23 protein-coding genes and 1 pseudogene are annotated in these 25,914 nt (G+C 57.0%); 8 read left to right on the top strand and 16 right to left on the bottom strand.

Annotated elements, in window-relative coordinates; all coding sequences use genetic code 11:
- Positions 1-339: 339 nt before the first annotated feature.
- From ABFD92_03920 to ABFD92_03905, 4 genes are all read right to left on the bottom strand, one after another.
- Entirely contained in the window at positions 340-741 is a 402-nt protein-coding gene (locus ABFD92_03920; GenBank protein MEN6503663.1) for a hypothetical protein, read from the bottom strand.
- A complete protein-coding gene (locus ABFD92_03915; protein MEN6503662.1) occupies positions 738-1,274 on the bottom strand; it encodes a tetratricopeptide repeat protein in 537 nt (178 codons plus the stop codon). The genes ABFD92_03920 and ABFD92_03915 overlap by 4 nt, the downstream gene beginning before the upstream one ends.
- Positions 1,275-1,410: 136 nt before the next feature.
- Positions 1,411-1,839 carry a hypothetical protein gene (locus tag ABFD92_03910; GenBank protein ID MEN6503661.1) on the bottom strand — a complete coding sequence of 143 codons (429 nt, stop codon included), beginning with the start codon at positions 1,837-1,839 and terminating at the stop codon, positions 1,411-1,413.
- Positions 1,840-2,097: 258 nt separating this feature from the next.
- Entirely contained in the window at positions 2,098-2,793 is a 696-nt protein-coding gene (locus ABFD92_03905) for a hypothetical protein (protein MEN6503660.1), read from the bottom strand.
- Positions 2,794-2,971: 178 nt separating this feature from the next.
- Between ABFD92_03905 and ABFD92_03900 the strand changes: the two genes are divergently transcribed.
- Together ABFD92_03900 and ABFD92_03895 are read left to right on the top strand one after the other, a co-directional pair.
- Positions 2,972-3,673: a sigma-70 family RNA polymerase sigma factor gene (locus tag ABFD92_03900; GenBank protein ID MEN6503659.1), complete on the top strand. Its 702-nt coding sequence runs from the start codon at positions 2,972-2,974 to the stop codon at positions 3,671-3,673.
- Between the two features lie 108 nt (positions 3,674-3,781).
- Positions 3,782-6,010 carry a protein kinase gene (locus ABFD92_03895; protein ID MEN6503658.1) on the top strand — a complete coding sequence of 743 codons (2,229 nt, stop codon included), beginning with the start codon at positions 3,782-3,784 and terminating at the stop codon, positions 6,008-6,010.
- A gap of 59 nt (positions 6,011-6,069) precedes the next feature.
- On the opposite strand, the gene ABFD92_03890 is transcribed toward ABFD92_03895, so the two are convergent.
- The 6 genes and pseudogenes from ABFD92_03890 to ABFD92_03865 form a co-directional block, all read right to left on the bottom strand.
- The gene (locus ABFD92_03890) at positions 6,070-6,510 is read right to left on the bottom strand and encodes a hypothetical protein (protein ID MEN6503657.1); all 441 of its coding nucleotides are present in this window, start codon (positions 6,508-6,510) and stop codon (positions 6,070-6,072) included.
- A complete protein-coding gene (locus ABFD92_03885; protein ID MEN6503656.1) occupies positions 6,458-6,985 on the bottom strand; it encodes an HAD domain-containing protein in 528 nt (175 codons plus the stop codon). Before ABFD92_03885 ends, ABFD92_03890 begins: the two co-directional genes overlap by 53 nt.
- 330 nt (positions 6,986-7,315) lie before the next feature.
- The gene (locus ABFD92_03880) at positions 7,316-8,566 is read right to left on the bottom strand and encodes a hypothetical protein (GenBank protein ID MEN6503655.1); all 1,251 of its coding nucleotides are present in this window, start codon (positions 8,564-8,566) and stop codon (positions 7,316-7,318) included.
- Entirely contained in the window at positions 8,559-8,945 is a 387-nt protein-coding gene (locus tag ABFD92_03875; GenBank protein MEN6503654.1) for a hypothetical protein, read from the bottom strand. The genes ABFD92_03880 and ABFD92_03875 overlap by 8 nt, the downstream gene beginning before the upstream one ends.
- Positions 8,938-9,729: a hypothetical protein gene (locus ABFD92_03870; protein MEN6503653.1), complete on the bottom strand. Its 792-nt coding sequence runs from the start codon at positions 9,727-9,729 to the stop codon at positions 8,938-8,940. The genes ABFD92_03875 and ABFD92_03870 overlap by 8 nt, the downstream gene beginning before the upstream one ends.
- Positions 9,730-10,456: 727 nt before the next feature.
- A pseudogene (locus tag ABFD92_03865) lies at positions 10,457-11,809 on the bottom strand (IS701 family transposase).
- Positions 11,810-11,979: 170 nt separating this feature from the next.
- Here ABFD92_03865 and ABFD92_03860 point away from each other — a divergent pair.
- Positions 11,980-12,342, top strand: coding sequence for a hypothetical protein (locus ABFD92_03860; GenBank protein MEN6503652.1), 363 nt, complete (start codon positions 11,980-11,982; stop codon positions 12,340-12,342).
- Positions 12,343-12,818: 476 nt separating this feature from the next.
- On the opposite strand, the gene ABFD92_03855 is transcribed toward ABFD92_03860, so the two are convergent.
- Positions 12,819-13,412, bottom strand: a complete 594-nt coding sequence (locus ABFD92_03855) for a hypothetical protein (protein ID MEN6503651.1) — start codon at positions 13,410-13,412, stop codon at positions 12,819-12,821.
- A 196-nt stretch (positions 13,413-13,608) separates the two neighbouring features.
- Here ABFD92_03855 and ABFD92_03850 point away from each other — a divergent pair, with 196 nt between their 5' ends.
- Genes ABFD92_03850 through ABFD92_03830 form a run of 5 tightly spaced genes read left to right on the top strand, consistent with a single transcriptional unit; the run spans position 13,609 to position 19,749 of the window.
- Positions 13,609-14,370, top strand: a complete 762-nt coding sequence (locus ABFD92_03850; protein MEN6503650.1) for a hypothetical protein — start codon at positions 13,609-13,611, stop codon at positions 14,368-14,370.
- A gap of 5 nt (positions 14,371-14,375) precedes the next feature.
- Positions 14,376-14,921 carry a hypothetical protein gene (locus tag ABFD92_03845; protein MEN6503649.1) on the top strand — a complete coding sequence of 182 codons (546 nt, stop codon included), beginning with the start codon at positions 14,376-14,378 and terminating at the stop codon, positions 14,919-14,921.
- Positions 14,918-15,439: a hypothetical protein gene (locus ABFD92_03840; protein ID MEN6503648.1), complete on the top strand. Its 522-nt coding sequence runs from the start codon at positions 14,918-14,920 to the stop codon at positions 15,437-15,439. Before ABFD92_03845 ends, ABFD92_03840 begins: the two co-directional genes overlap by 4 nt.
- Before the next feature lie 52 nt (positions 15,440-15,491).
- Entirely contained in the window at positions 15,492-19,127 is a 3,636-nt protein-coding gene (locus ABFD92_03835; protein ID MEN6503647.1) for an ATP-dependent helicase, read from the top strand.
- A gap of 52 nt (positions 19,128-19,179) precedes the next feature.
- The gene (locus ABFD92_03830) at positions 19,180-19,749 is read left to right on the top strand and encodes a hypothetical protein (GenBank protein MEN6503646.1); all 570 of its coding nucleotides are present in this window, start codon (positions 19,180-19,182) and stop codon (positions 19,747-19,749) included.
- 129 nt (positions 19,750-19,878) lie between these two features.
- On the opposite strand, the gene ABFD92_03825 is transcribed toward ABFD92_03830, so the two are convergent.
- From ABFD92_03825 to ABFD92_03805, 5 genes are all read right to left on the bottom strand, one after another.
- A complete protein-coding gene (locus ABFD92_03825; protein MEN6503645.1) occupies positions 19,879-21,009 on the bottom strand; it encodes a hypothetical protein in 1,131 nt (376 codons plus the stop codon).
- A gap of 115 nt (positions 21,010-21,124) precedes the next feature.
- Entirely contained in the window at positions 21,125-21,544 is a 420-nt protein-coding gene (locus ABFD92_03820) for a hypothetical protein (GenBank protein MEN6503644.1), read from the bottom strand.
- 249 nt (positions 21,545-21,793) lie between these two features.
- Entirely contained in the window at positions 21,794-23,020 is a 1,227-nt protein-coding gene (locus ABFD92_03815; protein ID MEN6503643.1) for a hypothetical protein, read from the bottom strand.
- A 187-nt stretch (positions 23,021-23,207) separates the two neighbouring features.
- The gene (locus ABFD92_03810; protein MEN6503642.1) at positions 23,208-24,236 is read right to left on the bottom strand and encodes a WYL domain-containing transcriptional regulator; all 1,029 of its coding nucleotides are present in this window, start codon (positions 24,234-24,236) and stop codon (positions 23,208-23,210) included.
- 328 nt (positions 24,237-24,564) lie between these two features.
- The gene (locus ABFD92_03805; protein ID MEN6503641.1) at positions 24,565-25,755 is read right to left on the bottom strand and encodes a PD-(D/E)XK nuclease family protein; all 1,191 of its coding nucleotides are present in this window, start codon (positions 25,753-25,755) and stop codon (positions 24,565-24,567) included.
- Positions 25,756-25,914: the final 159 nt, after the last annotated feature.

Here is a 25,914-nt window from a genome sequence, read left to right as displayed (position 1 = left end):
TGATCGGATCCAAAACAAGTGAAAAGACCCTTTGGGGTAGCAGAATGCCGCCATTGCACCGCCATTCCTGCACAAATCGACCGAAAATAATCTGCATAAATCTATAACTGCGGAAGTTGGGTTAGCGCACAAGCATCGCTATGTTAAAAACTTATAATCAGGTTGAGCGCCAACGGCTCTGCCTTCAAATCAGCCTCGGCGCCACGGATTTCGGTCGATTTGGGGTCCCCGGTCCCCAAGTCAAGGACTGATGGAACTCCTTCTTGTCGGCGGGCAAGACCTCACGGCTCAGCTGTCGGATGGGGTTTTCGGGAGGGACAATAGGTTTCTTCCTTTCTGTTATCGCCGTGCTGGATGGTTCACGCGGTTGTAGAGCGTAACCTCGCCGGACAACAATGCGGACAGTGGTTTCATGATCATGCTGTCGAGGATGCCGCCGTCTGGGTATGAATGAAGTTGGGCTTCTTGCCTTACGAGTTCGAGATGGAGGGTGTGTGCCAGTGCGTAAAACCCCTCAATCCCCAGACCCACAAACGGCGTCTCCCTGGAGAAGCCGGTCCCTTTGGCGATCTGTTGCATCCCACTCCGAACGCACCGCAAGAGCGACTGGGGCCAGTTCTCCGGCGGCATCTTGCGGGCGTCACCCTGTCGGTACTTGGCTTCTTTTCGCTCCAGGTACATCTGTGCCTTGATGACAAGGTTCATACGTAGGAACTCATCAGAGAATCGGTCTCTGCTCACAGGATTCCTCCTTGTGTTGCTTGCTTTGCCAGGTAGTCCTGGGCATAGGCGTTGCCGGCCTCAGCCGCCCTCGCCAATAGCCAAGCTGCCTTGGCCAAGTCGCGGCGAACACCCTTTCCGGACCTGTAGAGCATGGCTAATTGCACCATGCACCAGGGATGCCGCTTCTGAGCGCCCATGAGATAATGCCGTGCAGCCAGGGCATGATACTTTCGTCCACCTCGCCCGGTCTCGTAAAGAAAACCAAGGCAGCTGCTCCCCCAGGCGCTGCCGGAATGGGCTGCTTTCCGATACCATCGCCTCGCAAGGCGATTGTCGCGCCGCTGCCCCAATCCCAATTCGGCGAGCACACCAAGTGCCACCATGGCCTCGTGATGTCCCTCTTTCGCCGCCGTTTGGTACAACCGCCGCGCCTCTGGATAGTTTTCCCGGTCCTCGTGCAAAGTCCCCAGGACAAACATTGCCTCTGCCACCGCCTCCTGCACCTGGGCAGCGACTTTCTCGATCTTGATGTCTTCTGTGTCTTTCCTCAATGCAGTTCTCCAGCGAGGTTCCCCCTGCGGCCGGCCTCATCTCCCACTACGGGTCACGGCCTACTATCGCATGCCAGCACCTCATCCGTTTTCGGGTCTTGCCGGGCGGGCATCACTTTCCCAGGGCCGGTGAAGCTCAGCCTGCCACTGAGCTGCCTTCGGACTCGCTGGCCCCGCAAGACACTGGAACGTCGACGTCTTCACGGGCCATCAGGTGCTCCCCGTCCTCGCCCGACCCCGCGAGCCATATTCGAAAGGGCCCGGTTTCCCCTCCGGCGGTCCGCCACTCCCCGGAGATGGAAATGACTGATCCATCCGCTGTGGAACGTTGGATCCGGCCCAGGTATTCGACCCAATGGGTCGCGTAGTGCTTGATCCCCCGAAAGGAGTCTCCCGTCATGTCGCCGCTCATCCTGAAGCAGCCGACCCAGTCCTGGCCCGTCGCGCGCAGGCCGGTGTCCGAGAAGACGATAGTCAAGACCATTCGGCCAACGGGAAGCTGGGCCTGGCGCCACCAGCCCTCGTAAGCGCCGCTGCAGAGGTAAGGAGGTTGATTACTGCTCATTCTATGGTCTCCTTTGCAATAGTTGCCGCCGTCATACGAGATCGCCGCCGCCGCCATCGATGCGAGGCACCTCTTGTTGTCTCTTCGTCGCCCAGAACGGCGCCCCGGCGCTTCTGGCGCAAGGTCCGTGAGGTTGCTTCGCGTCTTCTTGGGGGCCTCTACCGGAGGCATTCGGCAATTCAAGTCGCCTCCCACAGATATATCCGCAGCCTGTGGGCGATTGTGACGAACTTCTTCAAGTATTTCGGGCAGCCCGCCTCAAGCGTGCAGGACAAGCTTCTCAGCCCCCGGCAAGTACGAAACCTTGATGTTCTCCAGCACCTCATTGCCCAAGATGGCATGAGTCGCGTTCGTGGTCAGAATGGACGCCACAGCTCGCGGCAGGCATTCGGTTGGCGCGGCATGAACAGCAAACTCTTTGCGGCCAAACGTCAGTGTCGTCCGGTAGACCTTCACGGCAAAGCGCCCAGCACCGGGATAGAAGTCTGTGCTCTTCTCGATGAACTCGGCCGCCGCGAGAGTCGTCTGGGGCAGATAAGAAATGGGCGCTCCGGTGTCAAGAAAAGCGAGAAGCGTTGTTCCGTTTACGCCTATGGACACGACGGGGATGCCATGCACAACTTTCTCAAGGCTGATCCCCTGCCCCTTGGGAGCGGGTCCCGATGCTGCGAAGGCTATTTCCTGGCGGGGGACATCGAAGAGGACGGCCTGGAACTGGTTCAGCAGGTCGACCCCCAAGAGAATATCAGTTTCGACGCCCACCTCTCTGGAAATCTCGTCCAGGAGTCCATCATTAGCCAAGATGTCAAACTTACGCCCATCTAACGTGATGGAGAGCTGGCCGGTTCTTCCAAAGCTTGTGGGAGAGCCTGTGTCCACAAGAATGGGGCCTGCCTTGGGGGCTTCTATAAACAGGTGCTTCTCGCGGCTGGTAAGGGTCAGGGTCTCGGCCATGTTCTTTCCTTTCATATGGGGAAGAGGTGTCCTTGGACATCAGGGTGATTCTCCACTCTTATACACGTTTGCCCACCCGTTGTATGACAGCAAAGTCGCAAGGATATTTTCGGTTGCCTTATCCGGTCGGCAGCCCTAGGATCCACACATCGCAATTCAACTACACAGGAGCAAGGCCATGGCTCGCAAGACGACGCAAGCCCGAGACGAGATGGAGGCGAATGTCAATTACGATGACGAGGACCTCTATTCCAGAGTGAAGGCCCTTCTCGGAAACTGGCCCCTCAAACTTGTCTTGAACATGCGACTGACGCCAGAAACAGATGCGGAAGACCTGCTACACGGTTTCTGGGTGAAGGCCAGAAAACACCTTCGAAAGTGCGAGACGGAGAAGGATCTTCGTGGCAAGGCTTTTGAGTGGCTCAAACAGTTCGCGATAGGCCTATGGCGCACGAAGTACAGGGCATACGGCGGTGCCCGAAACGCCAGGGGGTTTGGTGATGATCCCGACAGTGGCCCCGACGCGCGCATCGCCCAAGGGCCGGACCCCGCCGATCTCGCCGGGCGTGGCGCAGACAAGGCTTTTTACCAAGCGAAGTTCTTCATGGCCCTGGTGGAGGGCATGGATAAGGCTGGCACGAAGAAGGATCAGGAACTGCTCCGGCTGATATTTGACGGGAAAAAAACGCAAGAGGAAGTGGCCAAGGAGATGAATATCAGAAGAGAAACCGTGAATCGTCGTCGTCGTCGGGCCATCGAAGTACTTTATGACCACATTCTCAAGGCATATCCCGACCTCAGTGGTCGCGCTCCGGGCCTGAATACTGTTGCGACCCTCCAGAAATGGATGCGCACGTATTTGGGAAGCGGGGAGCTTTGATGGGGCTGGTTGGTTGCCCGCGAGGATAGACGGGCCTTTGGGATGGGCGGTGGTCGGGTTGCTTCCGTAGCTTTAGGTCAAAGGACGGCAGGGGGCCATGGGACAATCATGGCATCCAAAAAGAAACAATGCAACTGGAGGCAGGGCGCAGTCATCTGCGAGGCCTACAAGCTGGTTAAGAAGCTCGGGGAGAACGGCGTCTGGCTGGCCAAGGGCCGGTTTCTGAGGTCTTCATACGCGGTAAAGAGGGTCAGGTGGGGCGACGAGGATCCGGAGCAGGAATGGTCCGACGAGGATCGCGAGGAGCAAGACCAGTGGAGACGCGAGCTTGTTGCATGGACCGGCCTGCCGGCGCACCCTTGTATTGCACCGCTCTACTTCCTCCGATCGGACAGGGGCGAAAGGGTTTTGTTCTCCGAGTTTGTTGCGGGCGGGGATCTTTCCCAGTGGATCAGCAAAGGCTTGCTGTACGAAGGCCCGTGCGAGAAGGCCGTCGGCAGGATCATGGGGGTAGCCTATCAGATATCCGTTGGCTTGAAAATCATCCACGAGGCCGGCCTCAAGCATCTGGACATAAAGCCGAAAAACATTTTGATGGATGGGCGGCAGCGCAGACTCGTGGCCAGAATCACAGATTTTGGTAACTCCCAAACCCAGAGAATACGCGGGGATAAGTTCTACCTGAGGGGGACCCCCCCGTATGAATCCCCGGAGCAGAAAAGTGAGGATCGGCGCCGTCGCATTTCGGCGAAGACCGATATTTATTCCTGGGCAGTTATGGTTCTGGAGATGTTTCGTGGGGAATGCCCATCCGAGAATCCCCGCAAGGCGATGCGCAAGTATCGCTGCGAGGGAAAGTCCCCGATGATCTCCGATAAGCTGGCGGGCATACTCGAAAGGTCCCTCAGGGACAATCCGGTCGATCGGCCCGAGTCGTCGGAAATCGCCGACTCGCTTGAACCCGAGGTCCCTCGCGAGTTTTTGGTCGAAGGGCCGCCGGTGGCGCCGACCTTGTCTACCGACAAGGTATCTTGGCGGCAGCCGACGGACTTTGTAAGAACATACCTTCCGGGCCAAGAGCGGACTATCCGCTTTATTGAAGGATTTGCTGGGCAGCGCAATAACGGCCGGCATGGAACCCTGAACCCCCGCCATCGGGGAGCGTTGGATCTTGCCAATTACGAGATCATCGAAGGCGCGTGGGAGGACGGGAGACCCCAGGCCTTCCCCGATTTCCGCCGCGAGCTCTTGCTCAATACCGCCAACCTCCTGGGCTTCCTTGGGGATTTCTCTGGCATGTTGGCCCGCATCAGCGAGATTACCGACCTGGAGGCACCGGGAAACCAGCTAGACCGAGACCTGGCCAGAGCATGGATTGCTAAGGCCGTCATGTCCGGCTTCGGCGGAGACTTGCCAGCAGCGATCGAGGGCTGCGAACGGGCCAGGCAATTCCTCGGTGGGGACCGAGCTTTAGGACCGATTGCCTACCTGGTCGCGCTATTGCTTACAGAGGCCGCGGTGCAACAGTCCAAGGCCCAGGAGAGGTGCGGGCAGTTGCGCGAGATCCTGGGGGGCGCAGATGACTTGTTCCGATCGAAGGATTTGTTGGCGGACGTAGACTTGGTCGAGGCCCGGAGTCTTGCCTCCAAAAAGCTTCCGCAAGCCACCGGTGTCTATCGCAGGCTTGTCGCTTACTGGGAGGATCGAACGCAGGGCCGGAATCGCCCGCCGGAGGGAGTCGATATCTCGTGCTCCGCCGCCCTTGCGTACTCGAGGGTGGGGCTGGCCAAGACACTGCTTCAGGCATGCCCCGCCGAGGCGCTCATGCATGCCTCGACAGGCGCCGATGCCTTGAAGAATATCGTCTCCGCCGGGCGGGTTGAGTACCAGGACTGGCTGAATGAATCGCGGCTGGTCGAGGGAACGAGCCTCCTCCTGCAGGGTAATCCCGATGATGCTCGCGTTCCGCTACAGGAATCAGCTTGTGAGAGGGAGAAGCTTCTCACGGAAAGAGGCATAACCTTGCCGGTCCTTACGAACGATATTGCGGCATCGCACGTTGCGCTGGCAATATGCCTTCGGGGCCTGGGCGAGGCCAAGAAATCCATTGCAGCCTGCGAGAAAATAAGGCGCATTGCGCACAGCTTTGCCCCGATTGTCGAAAGAATCATTGCCCGCCGTGGCTGTGACGACGCGCCGTTGGAATGGGCGGGTGAGGCCAGGGATTTCGTTGGAATGAGCCTTGCAGCCTGGCCGGAAACGAGCCTTTCCGATGTCGCGTGGCGAGTCATTCGGATCCTCGCCGAGGCCGAGGAACGCTATTGCGCGGCACAATAGCGACCCTTTTCGCCATAAGTTCTCTCCTTCCCAAGCCCGGGGGCCGGCCATGATGTTGCCTAGATTTCTTCGTCCCTGGGATTGTCGAGGAAGACTTCGGTCCCATCGTAATTCTCAAGAAACATGCTGAGGGCCAACTCACGGCTACGCTCGCCATTCTTTCGGAGGCCATTTTCGACGCGGTCGGAGGCACAGACAATGATGCCCTTGCTTTCCAAGCAGGAGGACAGATTTCTGAATGCTATCTTGGCGTTTACCCCATGCCGCCGCGATGGAGGGAAAATTCTAAGACCACCGGTGGCATCGAGGGGAGCTGCTTCCGCAGCGTCTATGCCATGTCCCTCCAATCTCACCTTCAGGGTTGGAAGATCACGGCTACCGCTCTCGACAAGCCTCACAGGATAGCCTGCCGCCGCTAGCTTCTTCGACAAATTTAGGAAGAGGACTTTATGGGAGAATAGACGGTGGTCGATACGTTCGAGCTTGATCCTCAGATTCATGCTGCACTCCTTTCTTATACCCGCTTGTGCGGGTGATTAAGTCGTGGTCGTTCTTCACCGCGTGTTCATCACCTAGTAGGATCACGGCAGCCTTTTGTGCGGCTTTCTCATCTAGGCCTACCAAAGGTTCGGTCTTGACGAAGAACGGCAGAAGCTCAGGGTCATTAATCTGCACGTCGTTAATAATCACAACGCGAAGAACTTCAGGGTGTGACCTTATCCAGGTTTTTATTTCTTCGGACCGTAGTGCGTTGGGAAGGGAGGGAGTGGAATCCACAATCGCGGCGGGGTCGACCCCGTTTTCCTCGAAGGCCTTTCGGAGCTGACCCATGAGTTTTTTTGACTGCCTCCACGTGCTCGAGAGCACGACTTTTGCCCCGGTTTTCTGGAGCAGTAATCGTAGCCCATCCATGCGCCATTGGTCCCAGGGAAGCAAGACGCCATCTACGTCGCAAATGACAACGCGTTGATTCATAAAGAGCCTTTCATGGAAAACCGTGCTGCCCCTCCCGCCGCCCTCAGAACTTCAGTCAGGCGACGCCTCCAAACACGCGCCTCAAGAATGCGTGGAGGCGAAGGCCAGCGGTCACGCGCGCCCCGTGGGCGAGAAGAGTTTCACGGCCTCCGGACTAGGCCAGCATTCGCACCAGCTATTCTTGCTTTTCGCGACGTTCACGGTTGGCATTTTCGGGGTTATATGCCACGCTGCGGCGATAGCCCGGCAAACTCATGGCGGGTACGTCAGCCGCGATCGCCGTTCTCTCCTCCTCCTCCTCCTCCTCCTCCTCCTCCTCGACCTAGCGGTTCATTCATTTATCACGCATTGGCTCGCCTTAAGTGAGGCCGGATATCTCAATGCTGATGGCGCGCGCACAGGGGAGGTCAGCAAGTCCATCACGGCGCGGCCTTCGAGCCGGACGTCAATGAAGTCCAAGGGGTATGCTACGCGAATGTCAATTTGACCCTCGCCGCCGCCGAGCCTCACGCTTTCAGCGATGGACACGCCGTCGTCCTCAACCACCGAGCTGGAAACAAGGCACGCACGGCGCCGCCCTGGCGGCAGCATCTCCAGGTGCTTCCACACCCGATGGAGGACTGCCTCGGTCGACTCGTCAAAGCTTGTCTCGGTTACGCGGCCCCGAGGCAGCTTGCCCCACGCCTTGAGCGCCAGATTGGGGGGTAAGAAGAGGGCATCATACTGCGATCCTTCGGATAGAAGATCGAGGGGGCGGTTGCTCAGGGTAATTCTGCGATGGGGGCCGGCGAAGAACTTTTCCCGGGGCAGGCTTCTTAACGCCCAGCTGTCAGATGCAAATGTCGAGACCGTTTTCAGCGAGTCGCAATCCCACCCCACGTTTTTGGCCACTATCATCGGGTACAGAGGACACGGGGCCAGCACGTCGCTGTTCGTGTAGCCTTGCAGGTAATAGCAGCCGCGTGTCCAAAGGCTGGGAATGGGGCTTGTGGCGGAAGCAAGGCGGCGGTACAGAGCACCACCGCGCGCATCCTCAAAACTTGTGAAACCTCCGCCAAAGCTCCCCGCGCCACTAACCACAGTACAAAGAATTGCAGGGGCTAGTCCGGAGGAGGTGAAGAGTGCGTCGTACAGGTTCAATCCTTCCGTCGCCAGAAAACACAGCCGAATCCGCCGAGCCTGGCCTGCGACTACGCGCTCGAAGAGGATGTGCATTGCCCAAGGGGATTCAATCGCCTCCCGACTTGCCTGGCGGAATTCAGCTTGCTCCCATTCGTTGAGACCATCGGGCATCTTGAGCAGTGAGCGGGGCAGGCTAAACGGCTCCGATGCGGAGACCATGCGAAGCGAGCCGGGCAGCAGCGATGGCTCCATGGCCGAGAGTTTCCGATGAATCGCGAATAACACTTCATCGGGTCTGGCGCGATGGTAGTCTGAATATATGAAGGTTGTGGTCAAGTGTGAAAACGTGACCAAGGGCTTGAGGTCGATGCCCCAAGAGCTTCCGCATGCCGGATAGAATGCGCTGCGAGACAATTGCTGAGGGGAGAGGCCAAGCAAACTGAGCAGTGATTCATTCACGGGTTTCTCCTGGTCGCTTCTTGTAAGCCAACGCGTCATGCGCGAGTTTGTGACGGAAAGTGTCGGTGAGATCGATAACGTCATCACACCCAAGTTGCAGTGCGATCCTCATGGCAAGTTGTGCCTGGTGTGCCTCCTTCCGCGAGGCCTCCTGGAACGACGCCCTGAGGGGATCGTCCGCCCCGGCCGTGTTCGACAGCGTCTTGACCGCCGCGTAGGCTATCAGTTCGGCCTTGGCCAAGGCGCGGGCCATGGCCCTGAGTGTACCCACAGCCTCACTTGTCCCGGTGTTGACCGTGCAGATGAAGTTGTCCAGATCGTCGAGTACGGTAGCGGGCAGCACGGCAGGATCGTTCTTACACTTATGGTGGTTAGTCATTGCATGAACTCCTGGCACGGGTGAGCGAATCCTTTTCTTCGCGAGCGTCGGCCGATTCGAGGAGGCGAACTGCTTTGTCAAAATGTCGCGATAAGACGCGAACTTTCTTGTGAGCATCGGAACTCACCTCCAGCCGTGCCAAGTCAGCGGCCTCCTCGATTGCAGCCAGGGCCAGCCGCGGGTCGTCGTTGCTCCGCGAAAGTGACCACTTGGAGAGCCTTCGGGCAATGCGCGTGTGGACCTTCCCGCCTGCGCGCTGGCAGACCTGGGCCAGTACCTGTGCGAGGGCATCGCCGTCGGGCGGATGAAGCTTCAGGACGAGGCCAAAGCAGTCGCGCAGGGCGGGCGGCACGTGGCGATAGTCCAAGGCCGTCGCAAACACGGTCGCTGGAAGCTTCACAGGCTCCTCGAGGGCCGGGTACCGAGGGACCAGGGAGCCGACATAGAATGCCTCCATGAGTGCAGGCGCCGCGAGGCAGCCGAGGTACTCGATGTACTCGATTCCGATTGCCCCTCTGCCTCCGCCCGCTCGCAAGAACGCCCGCATCAGGTCTTCTGGCGTTTCCAGCGAAGACGAATGGAATATCATCGGCTGGCAGCCTAGCTCGCGAAGGAGGACCGAGCATAGGGTATGCTTCCCAACGCCGCTGCCGCCGAGAATGAGCGTGTTGGGGAACGCCTTCCCGAATTTCCAATTCGCTTCCAGGTAATGGCGGCATGGCTCGAGTATCGCCTTGGGGGCTATGAAGTGATCGATGACCCATGGCCTGCAGGTGTTCGGCATCGTTGAATCTCCTTTCACGTTTGTGGGAGGGGGCAACCCTCTACCAAGATGGACGCATCAATCGCCTGGGTGTGACAACTTCTATTGGCGTCCGGCCCCCCGATACATCCGCCGCCGGCTTGCTTCTCGCGATACGAAACGGCACACGGCGAGAACCTTTGCGTTCTCTTGGATGAGGCCGTGCCCGGCTAAGCTCCTTGGCGGTGGGGGCAACCTCTACCAGGAAAACGTGTCGTGCGAACGGATGTGACAGAGCTTGTGCCCATCTCCCGCGGAAAACAGGCGCCGACTTCTTTTCTTGAGAAAAGGGTCTCACACCGAGAGGACTTCTGCGTATTTCGAGTTGTAGACAATCAATACACCCCTTACCCCGAGATCGCATGACACCTGTAATCCAAACATCTTATCTACAGTGCTTGTTCAGCAAGGAGGGCTTTGCGCAAACCATCGCGCGTACAATCAACGTCCCGCAGGGTATCAAAATTAGTACCCTTCTCAGCAGAACGCTGCCCAAAACACCATTCCGGCCCGAGTCTTCGCTCCTTGTTGTCCCGGCGATGCCCGGCGCTTCAGGTATCGCCTTTCCTAGCACTACAGCGCACCTTCCGTTTGGCAATAGCGTCGTAGTCGGGAGCGGGTGGCGGCGAGATTTCGTTCTTGGTGATAGGTTTCGGTGAAGGCTTGGCGATGGAGCGGGTCGCGGCCGGTGCGTCGGGTGTGGCGACGTTCAAGCCAGCGGGCACAGAGCCAGTTCAGGGAGGCCGCCGTCTGCTCCATCGTAACGTGCAATTGGGTCGGAATCACGATCAGCGGTTCGCAGCGGCGCGAGCGTTTCGGAATTTTCGGCGGTTGATGGGCGGGGATTTTTTTCCCCCCGTGGAGCCGTGGCGGCGGTTTCGGTGTTGAGCCGCCCGGTCTGCTCGGCCAGGAACAGGAGGATCAGTTGGCAGAGGATCATATGCCGCATCAGCCCGACATAACTGCGGCCCTCGAAGTGGTCCAGGCCAACCTGGTCCTTGGCCAGGCGGAACAGATGCTCGATCTCCGCCCGGCGAAAAGCCACTTTCAGCAGCACGTCCAACTTCGTCCCGGGCGGGGCGTTGGACACGAAGTATTTGTGTTCGTCGGTGGCCTGGTTCCAGGCCACGATCAACCAGTAGGTACGATCCGTCGGCCGACCGTCATGGACCAGATGCACCTGGGCGGACTTGACCTGCCAGACGGTGGGTTCGACAGTCTGCCGGGGGCAGGTGATCGTCCGCCACTTTTGGCAGAGGAACGCCAGGCTCCAGCGGACCACGTTGTAGACCTTCTTGCTGGCGAACTCTTTCCGCAGCGATTGATACTGGGGCGGCACGGGCCAGCAGCGGAAGTTTTTGGGGACCTCGCCGATCCAGTGCTGGCCCAGGGCGTCCAAGGCGAACAGGAACCAAGGATCTTTGCCGTAGCCCTCGTCAAAGACCATCCAGTCGAAGTGCAGACCGTTGCTCAGGGCACGCCGCACCTCCGCGACGGCGATAGCCGTCTTGGGCCGATAAGGCAGATCGTCGGGGATGCCGGCCCGGCGGCTGCGCTGGCGATCCTCGGCCCAACTCTCAGGCAGGTAGAGTTCCGCGTCCAACAGTGTCTTGAAGGTGCCGTGGGCATAACCCAAATGCACGGTGACCACGCAATTTTCGATCTTGCCGCGGGACCCGCAGTATTGGCGTTGCACCCCGGGGGTCTGGTCCCCCTTCTTGGCCACCGACGTTTCGTCGATCAAGCCGATGGCGCCCAGATCGTCGGGGCCGCGCGGTGTTCACGGCACCGGCGCGTGCAGGGCGGCGACACGCTGCTGTACCCGGTCCCGCAGACGCAGGTGGTCCCAGACCCGAGTGGTCAGGAACATCTGCAGCGCCCGCACCGTGCTGCCCGCGGCCAACGCGATGGGCTCGACGCTCTTACGCTGCAGATCCGACAACAATCCGCGGCAGTAGGTGCGAAAGTGGTCCATCAGGCGGCATTCGCCCAAGCAGTTCCTAAAGCCCCCCAGAAACTCCGTCAACGCCGGGCCCAAGCCCGTAATCTGCTCTGGAAACATAAGCGACCTCCATGTCTGGAGGTCTCATCGGTAAGAGACGCCTGAAAGCTTGAGCTTTAGGTGCGCTGTAGTGCTAGGAGGGCGGGTGTCACACGGCGAGGCCCCGTGCGTGAATATGAAAGGCGGCCCTCTGATTGGGCTGGGTGGTCAAAACTCGAAAGGAGAATCCGATGCTCGACTTCATCGACCATGCCCTATGCGTAGTAATCGGCTTTGGGATTCCGGTGCTAATTGGGCTGTATGGTTTAATTTGCGTCATCACATTCTTGGCACTATTGCCCAAGAATGCCGATAATTCTTTCTTCTTTGCGACTTGCGGCGTCTGTGTTTACGGATTCTTTGTATGGTTTGGGGGCCTCATCGGGCACGGACAGGGATACGAGTGGATGTACAACGAGTTGGTGTGCTCTGGGACTGTGGCTGCAATTGTTATGGGAGTATGCATTGTCATAGCTAAGGGCATTCGGCTCATCGGGCTTCCTTGGTTTGTTGTCTTTCTGCTGTACCTGGGGATTGCAGTATTTGGGCTTTAGCCCGGGAAGATAGGGGCGAAGCGCACGGGCGCCCGCCAGTGGGCTTCCCCACGAAAGGTGGGCGGCCGAGAGGGTAGAATGTGACCCTCACGGAAGACAAGGATCCCATTTTACTGGGCCTAGACATTTCATCCATCTCTTGCCGCTACGATCTCCGGTCTTATGACCCACACGCCATGGGAGTTCATCATGGTGGCGCTGGCGGGCTGGATGAACCGCCAGCAGCAGGAGGTTATCGAGTATTTCGGGGAAGAGAACCGCATTCTGCGGGCAAGCGAGACGGATCGAATGGATGTCTGCACCGTCAAAGCCATCTTCCACCTTCCTAATCACGTAACTACAGCCCATTGCATCACTGTTCCAGGTTCTCGACCTCGTTGTCCGGCACGGTCAGCGCATTAGCCTGTCCCGTTGCCTTCGGAATTTCTGCTTCGTCAGGCACCGCTGCTCGATCTACACACGCAGAGTTCTATAGTCTAAAGAAGGCCCCCCCGTTCTTGACGGCAGGCCTGTGCATATCCTTGGACAGCCAGACGCATCGCAACGGCCTTGCTGGTCGTCATCGGATTCCAAACTCGCACCAGGCGGAAGACTGCTGCCGCTTCATCTTTTGGGAGTCCCAGGCTGGTGGCGTGACGGATGAACCCTCGGTCAGGGAATCGGATCAGGGGCGGACCGTGTTCTCGCATATCCATCAGCAGTATTCGCGCGACGATCTCGTCAACATCGAAGAACGCGAGGATCTCGATCAACTGTTCTTCATATAAGGCCAGCCCATATGTGTCGGCCAGGATGTAATCGATCTCCGGCCGAATACTGCCAACCGGCTCTCTGCCGTGTCGGCGATCACAGTACTGACGAAGATGCCGGTGTGCGGAGTGGAAGCACAATGCAACCGCGGCAATCAGTTGCTTGAACGTCGAGGGCTGCACCTGCATCAGCACCTCGCGATGACGTTCATTTGTAAATACGGGACCCAGTTCGATCCGGCCCTGCTGAAACATCGCCATGACCGCCTGATCGACTTCGCACAGATTGCGGCCTTCCGAAAAGAGTGAATCGTTTTCCATTGATGCGGCTCTCCCAACGCCGGTGGTTCTTCCCCCCACAAGAACAATAAGGGCGATGGGTGACACGGCGGGTCATGCCTGCGGGACTGGGAATCTTGCGTCCACCGAAACTACGTGCGACCTGCCCTGTCACCCCAGCGCGCAACAATCATCTTGGGGTGGGACAACAAGCACGACCGGATAAGAGGAGCTGAGCATGGCGCAGGAAACATCGCATTTGAAGGCCGAGAGTATCACGGTGAAGGCCCTGTACGTCACCGACACGCTGGGGCGGCGAAGGGCCTCCCTGGAGGTCCGCGACGGGGATCGCCCGGAACTGACGCTGTTTGACCAGAATGGCAAATCCAGGCTGGTGGCGGGCGTGGACTCTGATATGGCGGCGGTCGCGCTCCTGGACGACCAGGAGCGGCATCGGCTCGTGATGGGCTTCATGGCCGGCGTGGCGTCGCTTGTTATCAACGACGAACACGGCCCCCGGCTGTGCGCTGGCTGGGCTGAAGGCCGGCCGGCTTTCAAGCTCTTTGACCAGGCCGGCAAGGAGCGTGTCGGCATCGAGTTGGGCGACGCGGGTCCTTGCATTGGCCTGCAGAACGAGAAAGAGCAGACCCTGGTGGGGCTGGCTGCCGCGAACAACGGTGGCGGGATCGTCCTCAATGGCAGCAGCGAATCAAATAGTGTGATCCTCAGCGCTTTATCGGATTCCTCCACCGCCATCTTGTCCTCGAAAGCCGGGAACCAAGTCGTCCTGGTCTGTGGCAAGAAGGCAACCGGCGTGGTTGTCCAAGAGAACGGACACGAGAACGGACTGATCGCGCGGCCGACTGAAGGGGCCTCGTCCCGAACTCCGTCGGTTGCGAAGGGCAACTGGAAGGACTTGTTCAAGGGCGGCCTGACGAGCTTGAGCCAGACCCTTGAGTCCCTTGGCGTCTCCGTTGGCAACATAGGAAAGAAAGGTTGATCACAATGTCGTTCATCAGCAATAGAAAGACGTTCTCGGGCATCCGAAATGGCATCTGCGTTGGTTTGGTGTCGCTTTCATTGGCGGCCTTGGCCGTGGTGCTTTCGGCGTGCGATAGCTCGAGTCCGCCCCCGCAGCAACTGCCTGCTGCGATAACGGCCGTGTCCCAGCCGCAGACGCAGCCAGTGGTGACATCGGCTCGCTACGACATTGCGGTAGTGGGCTGGCCCAACGACGAAAATGGCCAGATCTGGGTGAAGAAGGACAATGTCAGGGTGTTGGAGACCGATATCGTGCCGTTCAATCCCAGGAAATGGCCGCTGGACAGGAAGTGCACTTCGGTCAAGGAACTCCTGTCGGCCACCGTCATGGAATGCTCGCCGGGTATCGATCTTACCAAGTGGATGGACGGGTCAACCTACAGCATCACCCTCTATCGGCGGTGGTTTGGGGAGGTGGAGTTGACGGTGATCGATGCGAGGGTCACACCGGAGGGCTTGCAGATGCAGGCCAGGTGCTCGCTCATCCCCTGGATCGAACATGGGGAGTGACCGGCAGGGAACGGGCGGCGGAGACGATGATGTCCGAGCACAAGAACGACCTCTGGGAATGGCTGAAATGCGTGCTGATGCTGCTGGCAATCTTTGCACTGGCCGTCATCGGTGCCAAGTATGCCATTGAGATCACGGCCGACGCCGTCAAGAACCGCAAGAAGTACCTGTATCCATGGTGCGCCGTGGTGTGGATCGTGTTCGGCCTGCCCAGCGTGGCGATCCTGGCCAGCGGGGTGCTGGGACTGATCGGCCTTTTCGGCTACCTGCTGATCGCCCCTTACCAGGGGGCCATCGAGGTGGTATGCCTCAATAATGAACACGTCCTGGCCAGGTGGATCTTTGCCGTGTTCATGGTCTTCATGGGAATTGCCATCGACCTGATGGTGTTGGCCAAGGCCTATGAGTACATGTGCCGGGAATGGCCGGGCCGGACGAAAGAGGAAAACCTTGCTGCGACGTTGGTGGGGCTGGGGGCATGCGTGACGGTGGCGGTTATTCTTTTGCTTGTCAGGTGATATCACAATAAGCTGGCCGAGACATTTGTGACGGGCCAAGAGGGAAGGACTGATGATGCAGAACGTTCAATATCGCAATGTTGGGAACCTCGGGGATATCTACAAGCACGCGGCGTTGGTGTCGCTGGGCAATCTCCTAGCCTCTCGCAAGCTCGGCAAGACCATCAACTACCTGGACACGCACGCTTTTGTTCCAGAGGCCCCGGTCAAGAATCGTGATCAGTGGAACAGGGATATCGCCAAGCTCAAGGGCGAGCATCCTTCATACGGGGCCTATTACGACATTGAAAAGCCAAAGGTCGATGAGGGCCAGTATCTCTGTTCGACAGGGCTGGCCCTGAAGGTACTGGGGAACCCCAGATTGTTTCTTTCAGAGAATAATCCAGAGACTTTTCGGGAACTCAAACGGCAATTGCTCGCTGAAGGCCAGAAACCTGCGTGTCTCCTGAAGGCTCTGGAGGGATTTTGCCATCAGGATGTCTCTGACCACGCTGGACCACTGCTGGCCCTGTTCGACCCGTTCATGCTGACAGAGGAACAACTGCGTACTGCGTGGGATATAGCATGTGGGACCATAACCGCTTTAACAAGACCCTGCGAAACTGGTGCCGTGCTGGTCTTTCAGTACTGGAAGCACGAGAACGCAGTATGTCTCCCTGCGCCTGAGGGCTATGTTGGACCTGTTGCATCAGTCGCCCGCAAGACAGAGAGGGGGGACGCCTACTATCACCTAAGCGCCTATGCAACAACGGAGACCTCTCAAGAGGCCGCCAGAAGACTGGATGGGCTTGGTTGGCATGACAGTTCCAACAGTGTTTCCGCTCCTCCTCCTCCTCCTCCTCCTCCTCCTGACGCAAACACCAAGACAATCATCAAGGACTGTAAACCGCCTTCTCCTCCCCGAAGAGTCTTCGAGCGCTATATCATGGCAGACTATTCGGGCGCCAAAAGCAAGACGTCGCAGCGGGACAAGATCGTGATGGCCGATATTTCCGTTTCTTCGGGCACGACTGAGTTACACCGCGGATACACTAGGCAGGAACTGCGAAAACAGATTATCGATCTGCTTCGCGAGGCAACCAAGCAGGGGCAGCGAACCATAGTCGGCCTAGATCATCAATTCAGTTGGCCCATGGCAATGCTTGAGTTGTGCGGACTTCATGGCGATGGAATTGACTGGCGAGAGTCAATCCGCCGACTCGCAACCGGAAGCTATGGGGGTGGAAAGAAGGGCCCCCCACTATCTCATCCGAGCGATTTCTGCCAGTTGTTCAACCGATGGGCAAAGGAGGATAACCCCGGTCTGTCCGGCCCTTTCTTTGGGCGCCTCTACAATCTCCCCAGTAACTCGACCTTTTGGGAAGGAAAGATGCCCTTTCGACAAACAGAAATCTACCTTATAGAAGGCGGAGCGAGTGGTGAGCCCTTTTCGGCTACAGAAATAGGTGCTCGCGGGGCCGTCGGCGGGCAGACCATCTGCGGCATGCGAGAACTGGTGGCTCTGATCGATCAGGCCAAGGAAGCAGATATCCCTCTTGCCGTCTGGCCTTTCGATGGTCTTTCGATTGACGATGACGCATACACGGGAAAGCACGTATGTGTCGAGATATATCCAACATTGTTGCGGCCTGCATGCACACCTCAATCTGACGACAATGATGCGATAGAGTCCGCCGGATATGTGTCCAGAAAGGACGGAGAGGGTTGTCTGCAGGCCATACTGAACCTCACCTCGCTCAAAGAGGATGATGCCCTAATTCGCAAGGAAGGCTGGATATTGGGGTGCCGGCCCAAGAACAGTACCGCATCAGTTTATCGGAAATATGACACTCCAGTTAAGGACATCGAAGAACCGGGGGCCAACGGCCACGGTAAAATCCCAGTGCCACTCATCCTTACCGAGGAGCAACACGAAATAATCAACTGCGGGAGTTCTCTAACACGGGTTGTGGCACGCGCAGGAACAGGTAAGACCTTCACAATGGTTCGCCGCGCGTGTCGAATCCTGACGGATGACCCATCGGCACGCACCGTCATGCTGACATTTACACGAAACGCAGCGGATGATATGCGCAGGCAGTTTCGAGAGTTGGGTGGAGACGCTCGCCGTTTTGAGGCAAATACCTTTCACGGGTTCGCGTTGAAGAAACTGCTAACACACGGAGGAACCGTCTCCATCGGAGAGGGCATGACTTTTAGATTAAAGCATATCCAGATGCTCAACGAGTTTTGGAGGGATTCTATTCTGGAGTACTTCAGGCTTGGCTCGGGAGCAGGATATGCCTTGGAAGACAATTGGGGGGAGAGACTCTCCAGGGCCATCAATACCCGCGATCCCGGGGCACATCCACCAGCAGATCTTCTAAATGGGGATCGTCTGGAAACGGCATGGCGTGCCCTGCTTCGCTTCTACAGCCAAAAGGGCTTTATAGACTTTGATATCGTTATGGTTCTGTTTGAGTACCTTGTGCGGACCGACGAACGATTCCGACGTGAGTCCCGAGGAGGAGTTTCTCACTGGATCGTAGATGAATTGCAGGATACGAATTATCCGCAACTGCGAAGTCTCCAGCATCTTGCTGGCTATCAGCAGAATGCAGCAGGAATACAAGAGGATCGTGCGAAGCAAGTGGTTGTAGTAGGTGACGACTTCCAGAGGATCTATGCCTGGCGAGGGGCAGTACAGGATATATTTGATCAGTTTGCCGAATGGGGACAATGTCGGACGCTGGGGCTTCGAACAAGCCAGAGATCAGGCCAAGACATCCTTAACGTTGTCAACGCCAGTGCTCACCGTCTGGCAAAGCGTACAGAGCATCAGGGTCTGTGCCGCCTGGTTCCGGCAGACATCGCCCTTGCAAGAACCGATATTGCTGGAGGCATTCTTGTCGCCAACTCGGTGGTCCAAGCCGTCACGACCTTGCGAGATCTGGGACTTAACGATGATGACATTACAGTTTTGGCATACACGAACGACACGACGTGTCGTGTCCAGAAGAAGCTAAAACGGTCACGCATTCCCTGTGATCTGGTGACCGCGCGGCCAGCGGATGCTCCTGGAGTTCGTTGTTTTCTTGCGGTTCTATCAGCCTGGTTTATTCAGGGGAAGCGAAACTTACCGATATGGTGGTTCCTTGCCTCAAAATACAGCCGTCTCACAGCAGATGAGTTCAGCGGGCTCTGGGAACACTTGGTACACCAAAGGGAAAGTGACGACCTGGTGACTTTAGTCGCTCTCCTGGATACAAGAATGGGACCAGCACTTCAAGCTCTATGTCATACTGAGAGGCAAGCCCAGGTTGATGTAAAGATGCTCGATCGAGTACTGCAAGGCGTGGCAGCCGCTGACAGTGAAATCATGGACGAAATCAATTCCTGCAGGCGATTGGCGGCCTTCTTGGGAGAACATCCGGATGTTCGCACAGATCCCTTGCGGGTGATGGGAGAGATGACACGAAAGGATTTTGCCGGTTCTTCACCCACATCTCGCGGCGGCGTTAAGATATCGACAATCCATCAATACAAGGGATTGGACAACGAGGCAATTATTCTTGTATATGATTTTGACTTTGACAACCCATCACAATATTCTGACAGACTACGTATGGATTATGTGGCTCGCAGCCGCGCAAAGAGATGGTTAATTGGGATTGACATCCCTGCTGAAGTTGACGCAGACTGGCCATGAATAGGTGGCTGGGTCGGGCGGTATCAACGAGTGTACATCATAAGGAGACATCATGGCACGCATACCCATGACGAAAGGTAATATTCCAGGCATGTTCGACACGGTGACAAAAAAGTGGACCCCAACTGAAGTCGAATCGGGATTGGAAGTCGCCGGGCCTGCAGCGGCAGGAGAATCGCATGATAAAACCTTAGCTCCACCACGTCTGCACTTCGAATGGAAAGGCGGGGTTCGGTATATATTGACATCTACGAATGATGAGATTCTTTCAAACGCGCCTAATGGATCCAAATGGCTTGTCGAGGCGCTTCTCAAGCTGGTCGGCTTACCACATGTTCCGCCCTATGGGTATCTTGCGAACTTTGGGAAGGAGGCGTTACGGGAAAAAGCAAGATATACTGCACAGACCTTTGGTCCCTTGGGGAATATTCAGCGGTGGTGCCAAAGGAACTCACTCTTTGATCTTTCGGCAATCATTGTTAATATGCATGAGCCTCGGGTGCCCGGCAGAGGTTACTATGTGAGTGATACTCGGGATTGCGATGAATGGCGTAAGTATATGTGCCTTGCGATCGAAACATTGAAGCAAGCCAGATCAAAGGGGCATCTTCCACCAATGTGATGATTGCCTGACTCGCATGAAAAAGGAGATGCAAAGGACGGCCCGAACGAATTGGTTGAAGACCATGCTCAGAGAATCGTCCATAAGCAGTGAACTGGTCGGCCAATCGAAAGAAGTAATAGAGACAACTCAATCCCTTGTCATAAGAGAACAAAGGCGATGCAACTTTGTGATCATTGATGTGTCCTTGTTTCGGAGAGTGGCGTTATAGAGCCCCTCTGCTTGGCCCCGTGACATCCTCTCTCGATGGATGGCCGGGTTCCTCACATGTTTCACAATCTCCATGAAGAAACTGCGGAAGGTATCGAAAAGCCAGCCATGATCGACCGGGGTTAGTATCCCTTTGGTTCGTGATCCGACATAGTCGGTGAGAATGCCAGCCACGATATTCTTGACACCTAATCGATGGCCACGTTCCATCGTATATTGTTCCAGCGTGGTAACCCCACCCCGTTGATCGTGAATGGGAATCAGTGCCGCATCCCGGCCAAGCCGGCTCTTCATTGCCGGAGCGAGGCTACACGTCACGATAACTTCATATGCTTTAAACATACTCAGAATGGCGGGCGAAGAATCAAGCCGAAGGGTTTTATACGCTTGTTCCCCAGTGGCCAGAAAAATCTGGATATCTTCGTCAAATGCTGAGAAGTCAGGATCCAGAGCCGTTCGCACTGCAATCAGGCTATTGTTAGTGTCGGGGCCAAGAACGGCCTCGATGAAATTGGGGGCATGACTCCGACATATGGCCACAAGTTCTTCGTAGTCATCTTCGTCCATTTGTACCAGACAGGGCAGGCCATACTCATGCCGACGTTGTTCATAGAGGTTTATGGGCTTATCCCGGCTATCCTTGAATCGAGCCAATTCCTTCAACGTTGCGGTCAGGTTGGTCGCTATTGCGCAGAGGCCATCGATCTTAAACCAGTATCTTACGGCCAATTCTCGTTGTCCGTAGTACTTGGGCACATTCTTGCCGGGCATTGTCGCGACCCCGGTCTCCCGCGGCCACCGAATATCTTGGACTGTACAAAAGTGTGTTTCGCTGTGATTTGTCATGACGAGGAACTTGAGTTCTCTGCCCGGATTGTCGGCATGATCGCGTTCAATTTCTCCTGGCGTCTTACTCCGTGATATCTTTCCCCACCACACATGAGGCTCAGGACCGTTGTCTTTGCATGCCTGTTCGAGCACCTCGGCATGACGAAGTACCCCGGCAGGCTCGTATTCAGGGTTCCAGACTTGAAATGCTCCATAAATCATGTTCGCTTCTCCGGAAACAGTCCGCTATTCCTTAACGGACTCCTTCTACCCGACAAGAGAGATGCGAGCAAGGCCTTCCCCGAGAATCCAGAATAGGAATCGAGGGGAGATGGGGTTAGACTGAGTGGAGTATCATCGCTTGGGCGGTGTCGATTAGGTAGCCAAACAGCACTGGTCTCTCGAACACAAGACAGTTGCCAAGCCGCTTGGCTTCACTCCCTGCGTAGTATCCCCACCGCGTGCCGGTGATGAAGATGCACGGCAAGTACGGCCTAACGCGCCGGGCGCAGCGGGCCAGAAAGACCAGTCCCGTGAGTTCGTGCTTCCCCAGATCCTCCCCGGCCAGGCATCTGCCAGGGGGGCGGTGGATGTTCTGGATAATCAGGCCGATCTGGTCGCCGTAGCGGCGAAGAAGTTCCATCGCCTCATCGTTGTCGCAGGCAGCCAGAACGTCAAATCCCCGGGTGATCAGTTCCCTGCAGCCCAGTCGCAGGAACTCCTGGTCATCTTCGATCCATAAGATCTTCGATGCCATTGTGGGTGCTCCTTGAGTTTTGACTTCGCCCGGCACGCTAGGGTGCGCGCCGGCGAAATCGGCGTGATGCCTACATAGTCTCCGAAACCTTCCCGCAAAGCCAGCCTTCGACGGCATGGCGCGTTGCCTCTTCCACTGGCCTTCTGGTCTTCGTACAAAACATGGCCTATGTGGCCACAGACTTCTGGCGATGTCTCAACCGTCGTACTGCCACTATGGAAGTATCCCGGCTTCCTGCGACAGACCGGGTCACCCCCGACTGTCCGAAATCCACTCAGCGACAAACTGGCGGGTAATCTCCTCGACCGGCTGGCTGTTCGCTGCCTCCACGTTTTCGATGGCCCAAGCGCCTTCGATCGGAAAGACGGAGACGGTGGCCCGCTCAGGAGCAAGCACCCGGTAGATATACCGCCTGCCCATGGCAACATCAGCGATATACTGCGCAACGCAATTCCGCTGCCTTTGCCCCTCCTCGATCAGATCCTTTGGCGTCATCAGTGGAAGAATGAACGCCATCCCCTGGATTGGGGGTGGCGGGAAACGAATGCCGCTTTGCGCAGCATCTTCGCCCCGGGCCGCTTCCATGCTGAGCTTACCGTACCAGCGGTTGATGTCTTCAATCGAGCGGACTCTGGGGGGGTGCCGGCCAGGTCGGACCAAGGATGACAGTTCCGCCAGTTCACTAAGGCTTCCGACACATTCAGTGGGGATCACGAGGTCATGGTTTTCGATCGAAAAATGACCCTCCGGCATCGGCTCTTCGGGATTGGCCCACAGGTCGCTGATCAAGGAAGGCGACACGAGCTGGCGGGTCCTGGGGTTGAGCACAACTGCCAGGCCTTCAGCACGGATCGGGGCCGGCGCGTGAGAGAGCATCTTGAGGACATTTGAATCACCCATGGCGACCTTAAGGGCTTTCAGCGTGCAGATGGCCGCCGCCTGCGGTGCGATCTTCCTGATGACCCTTGCTGCCGCCTCGGTTCCCGGAAACCCCAGCCATTGAAGCAGATGCCGTTGCTTGAGGCCGGCAAGCTGGGCCAGCCGGCATGCCGAGGGTTCTCGATGGCCACTGAAGCTTCGGCTGGCCGCCAAGCAGAAGCCCAGGATCGGATTCCTGCGGACGAAGTCGATGGTTGCCGGACATCTGGCGATCATGCGCAGAACGTTCCACTGGCAACACCGAAACAGCCCCACGACTTGGCGAACTTCCATCGGGATCGTCTTGGCGTAGTCGTTTTCGGCTCGCATCTGCTGCGCGTAGGCGGCCTCACAGTCGCTCATCCGGCGGTCCGGTGAACAGAGATCCTCTTCGATCCCCGGCAAGAAGGGCTGGTAGACCTTGGGCCAAAGATCCATGGAGGGCTTGCAGGGATACCATCGATCACTTCCGGTCCGTCGGTACCAGGCGGCGGGCTTCGGCCACGCATTCACCACCGTCATGTCCTTGAAGGTGTACCGATAGAGCCGGCTGTCCACGAACTCCGTCCTGGGAAGAGGGCCAGTCGTCAAGCTCTGGTCGCCAGGCATGCCAGTATTATCGTGGCTGGAGTCCACGGTCCTGTCTCCCTGTTCTGTCGTCACACCTGAAGTGTCGCAGCCCCCCATGACAGATCGGGTCACCCCTCACCAAGGATTTGACGAATGATGCGACCGCAGGACGATGCTACGCGTGGCTGGCCTTTCCTGTGCCGCCGGCCGCATAGGAGTTGTTCATCTGTGCTATTTCCTCGGCAAGTTCGTCCACAAGGTGCTTGGGCTTGAGCAGCTTGGCGTGACGGCCGAAGCTCAGCAGCCAGGTCTTGAACTCCATCGTGTTGGAGAGGTCGAACTGGACTACAAGCGAGTCATTGGTGCCGCCAATGATCTTCTGGGTTGGGTGCCACTTGTGCTCCCGGACTTCAGTGGCCGCCCAGCCGCTCAGGCGAGCCTGGACGGTCTCATACTCTCCGCTATAGACAATGCCAAAGCTGCCGTCCAGATGGCCGCCAAGGCAGAATCGCTCAGGCCTGGTGAACTTCTTTTCGGTCAAGTCCAGGGCCTGGAGCCGGCGCACCTTCAGGGTGCGGATCTGGTCCTTGGCAACCACTCGCCCGATGCAGTACAGGTCGTTCTTGTGCAGGATCAGGTTGTACGGATGGAACGCCGAGGAGAACCCATCGCTTTTCCTGGGAGACTTGTATCGAATCTGGAGAACCCTGCTCTCGGAGATCGCTCGGTTGATGCTCTCGATCGAGCTGTACATCGCTGAAAACTCGGGCTGCACGGTCTCTTTGACGATCAGGACGTCCTCCAGATCGGAGAAGTAGCCCCGGGCCTTGATTGAGAGCACGGACTCAATCTTGCCTATTACGGACTTGAGGCCATCGCCCAGCGGCGTACCAGCCAGGGACGCAAGCAGCTGCTGGCTCAAGAGGAGGCTGAGCACTTCCACCATCGAGAGAACGAGGTTCTGTGATTCAAGGAACCGGTGTTCCAGCTTCCAGAATCGTCTCTCACGATCACCCACTTCTCCCAGATGTTGTTCGAAACTGATGGGAAATCCTGCCCCTTGCAGCAGCTTCAGATCCCGCTGGATAGTCCGCTTGCAGGAACCTAATTCGGCGATAAGGTCCTCCAAGCATACGCCAAAGTGGCGGCTCTGCAGAAGCCTCAGAAGCTTCCACTGCCTGATAAGTTGTTCACCCCGTGCCATGGCCACCTCGAGAGACTATTGGGAGCTGGAGCCGATTCTCAAACAGTATCAAGTGCCAAGGAAGACGTGTCAAGCTGTAAGCAAACGAAGGAAAGGCTCTGCTGCTGAGTGGCGCACAGGCCCCAAGTCGCAAGACCTATCTATTGAAGACCATGACGGGCGTTGTCATAGTACCTATCGCATCGACGACCGCTTCCTCTGTATTGGTTGAAAAAGCAATCTGAGCCGGTCGGAGGGCGTGCCGGCGGTCACGGAGGGCCTGTTTACTTACAGGGAACTGCGGGTTACGTACACTCTAACCAGCCAGGTACAAGTATCTTTGACGAACTCAATGAAGATTGGAAAGCAATGAGGGCGGACAACAAGAAGGGCCCGAGGGACTGACATGTTCGCACATGGAGGTTCCCGGAAAGGCCTCGCGGATTCTCTCCGAAATTGGCCAACCGACCTTCCGTAGTTCTTCCAGAAACCCCTTGTGCAAGCCAGGCAAGGCCCTTCGCACCTTTGCGGGGGAGTTCTCCGGACTATTCAGCAACAGCGAGCATACTTCCATTTCAAAGCCTAGCCGATTTCCTGGGGGCCGCCAGTTCAAACTCGGCTGATCGCTTTGCGCAACAGCCTTCGCCCAACAAGTTCTGATCAAAGTCAGTCTATCTCGCTTCTTCTGCAGCGAAACCGCATCTCCGGTTGCCAGTCGGTGGTATTGCCGAATAGCAAGGTACGGGATGCCACGGGAAGTTGCATCGAGTCGATAGAACAGCATATCTGGGTAATCATCCTTCCCTGGCTCATCATTCTCGAGCCAAAGAAACGCAAACTCAGTCCACGGCCTTCCGCTGCTTGTGCCTAATTGGATGACACCGTCCAAGTCGTTGCATAGGTTATCTACAAATGCGTACTGCCCCTGAGGGCTTTTCAATGCTTCATTGACCTCTGCTACGTCGTTGCTCAAAGCCTGAACTGTAAGTTGTTCAAATCTCGCTGCCAACTTTCGTAACCACCGATCATAGTCAATTAAGAGGCTGTGACTGAGTGGCTCCTCCATTGAATCAATCACCTCTAAGATTCCCTCGATCCCAATCCGTTTCCATAGGGCGACCTCCCCTAGTCTCTTCCATTCGTAGGACCTCCTAAGAGAATTGAACCCTGCATGAAGCAGGACATACGTGCTTTGGGGATGATGCTCGGCATAGGACCGGAGCTGGGCCTCATCAGGCAACGCTTTAACCTTGTTTTCGATCAGCAGCGTATCTCCAGATTCCAGTGATGCCACAATGTCGAACCGCATCTTCTCGCCATCGCGAGGTGTCACCTCCCGTTCCACTGAGGTGACTCTTGGAAGAGGAGCCGAGTATCCGACATGATGCAGGAAAGCTTCGGCTAGACGTCGGACGTCTCGTCGGTCATGCTCTTCCGACTGGGCACAACTGAGTATCCATGCCCACAGGGCCGAATGAGATAATTCGCTGGTTGCATGCTCGAAAATGTTCTGTCTCAGCACGTGTTTGGGCGGTTTCATTTTGCTATGTTCCTATGTGATGCTATCGAACAATTCGCCAGCCTATCGGTCGATTCTCGGCGTCTCAATCGCGTAGCGGCAGATATTCTTCGCGAGATGGGCTGCGCCGCCGACTTTGCCCTGGGGGTGTTCTGCGACCACAACCCGCGTTGGGCCAAA

This window comes from Planctomycetaceae bacterium (genome assembly GCA_039680605.1).
GTDB lineage: Bacteria > Planctomycetota > Phycisphaerae > SM23-33 > SM23-33 > JAJFUU01.
Note: the sequence above shows the minus strand (reverse complement) of the source record. Positions and strands in the feature narration are given on the sequence as shown.

Excerpts from the sequence above, each read along its gene's own strand:
- ABFD92_03830 (MEN6503646.1), top strand. The coding sequence starts at position 19,180 with ATGGCACGCATACCCATGACGAAAGGTAATATTCCAGGCATGTTCGAC.
- ABFD92_03845 (MEN6503649.1), top strand. The coding sequence starts at position 14,376 with ATGTCGTTCATCAGCAATAGAAAGACGTTCTCGGGCATCCGAAATGGC.
- ABFD92_03910 (MEN6503661.1), bottom strand. The coding sequence starts at position 1,839 with ATGAGCAGTAATCAACCTCCTTACCTCTGCAGCGGCGCTTACGAGGGC.
- ABFD92_03905 (MEN6503660.1), bottom strand. The coding sequence starts at position 2,793 with ATGGCCGAGACCCTGACCCTTACCAGCCGCGAGAAGCACCTGTTTATA.
- ABFD92_03870 (MEN6503653.1), bottom strand. The coding sequence starts at position 9,729 with ATGCCGAACACCTGCAGGCCATGGGTCATCGATCACTTCATAGCCCCC.
- ABFD92_03875 (MEN6503654.1), bottom strand. The coding sequence starts at position 8,945 with ATGACTAACCACCATAAGTGTAAGAACGATCCTGCCGTGCTGCCCGCT.
- ABFD92_03850 (MEN6503650.1), top strand. The coding sequence starts at position 13,609 with ATGGCGCAGGAAACATCGCATTTGAAGGCCGAGAGTATCACGGTGAAG.
- ABFD92_03805 (MEN6503641.1), bottom strand. The coding sequence starts at position 25,755 with ATGAAACCGCCCAAACACGTGCTGAGACAGAACATTTTCGAGCATGCA.
- ABFD92_03885 (MEN6503656.1), bottom strand. The coding sequence starts at position 6,985 with ATGAATCAACGCGTTGTCATTTGCGACGTAGATGGCGTCTTGCTTCCC.
- ABFD92_03895 (MEN6503658.1), top strand. The coding sequence starts at position 3,782 with ATGGCATCCAAAAAGAAACAATGCAACTGGAGGCAGGGCGCAGTCATC.
- ABFD92_03890 (MEN6503657.1), bottom strand. The coding sequence starts at position 6,510 with ATGAATCTGAGGATCAAGCTCGAACGTATCGACCACCGTCTATTCTCC.
- ABFD92_03820 (MEN6503644.1), bottom strand. The coding sequence starts at position 21,544 with ATGGCATCGAAGATCTTATGGATCGAAGATGACCAGGAGTTCCTGCGA.
- ABFD92_03900 (MEN6503659.1), top strand. The coding sequence starts at position 2,972 with ATGGCTCGCAAGACGACGCAAGCCCGAGACGAGATGGAGGCGAATGTC.
- ABFD92_03860 (MEN6503652.1), top strand. The coding sequence starts at position 11,980 with ATGCTCGACTTCATCGACCATGCCCTATGCGTAGTAATCGGCTTTGGG.
- ABFD92_03855 (MEN6503651.1), bottom strand. The coding sequence starts at position 13,412 with ATGGAAAACGATTCACTCTTTTCGGAAGGCCGCAATCTGTGCGAAGTC.
- ABFD92_03835 (MEN6503647.1), top strand. The coding sequence starts at position 15,492 with ATGATGCAGAACGTTCAATATCGCAATGTTGGGAACCTCGGGGATATC.
- ABFD92_03810 (MEN6503642.1), bottom strand. The coding sequence starts at position 24,236 with ATGGCACGGGGTGAACAACTTATCAGGCAGTGGAAGCTTCTGAGGCTT.
- ABFD92_03825 (MEN6503645.1), bottom strand. The coding sequence starts at position 21,009 with ATGATTTATGGAGCATTTCAAGTCTGGAACCCTGAATACGAGCCTGCC.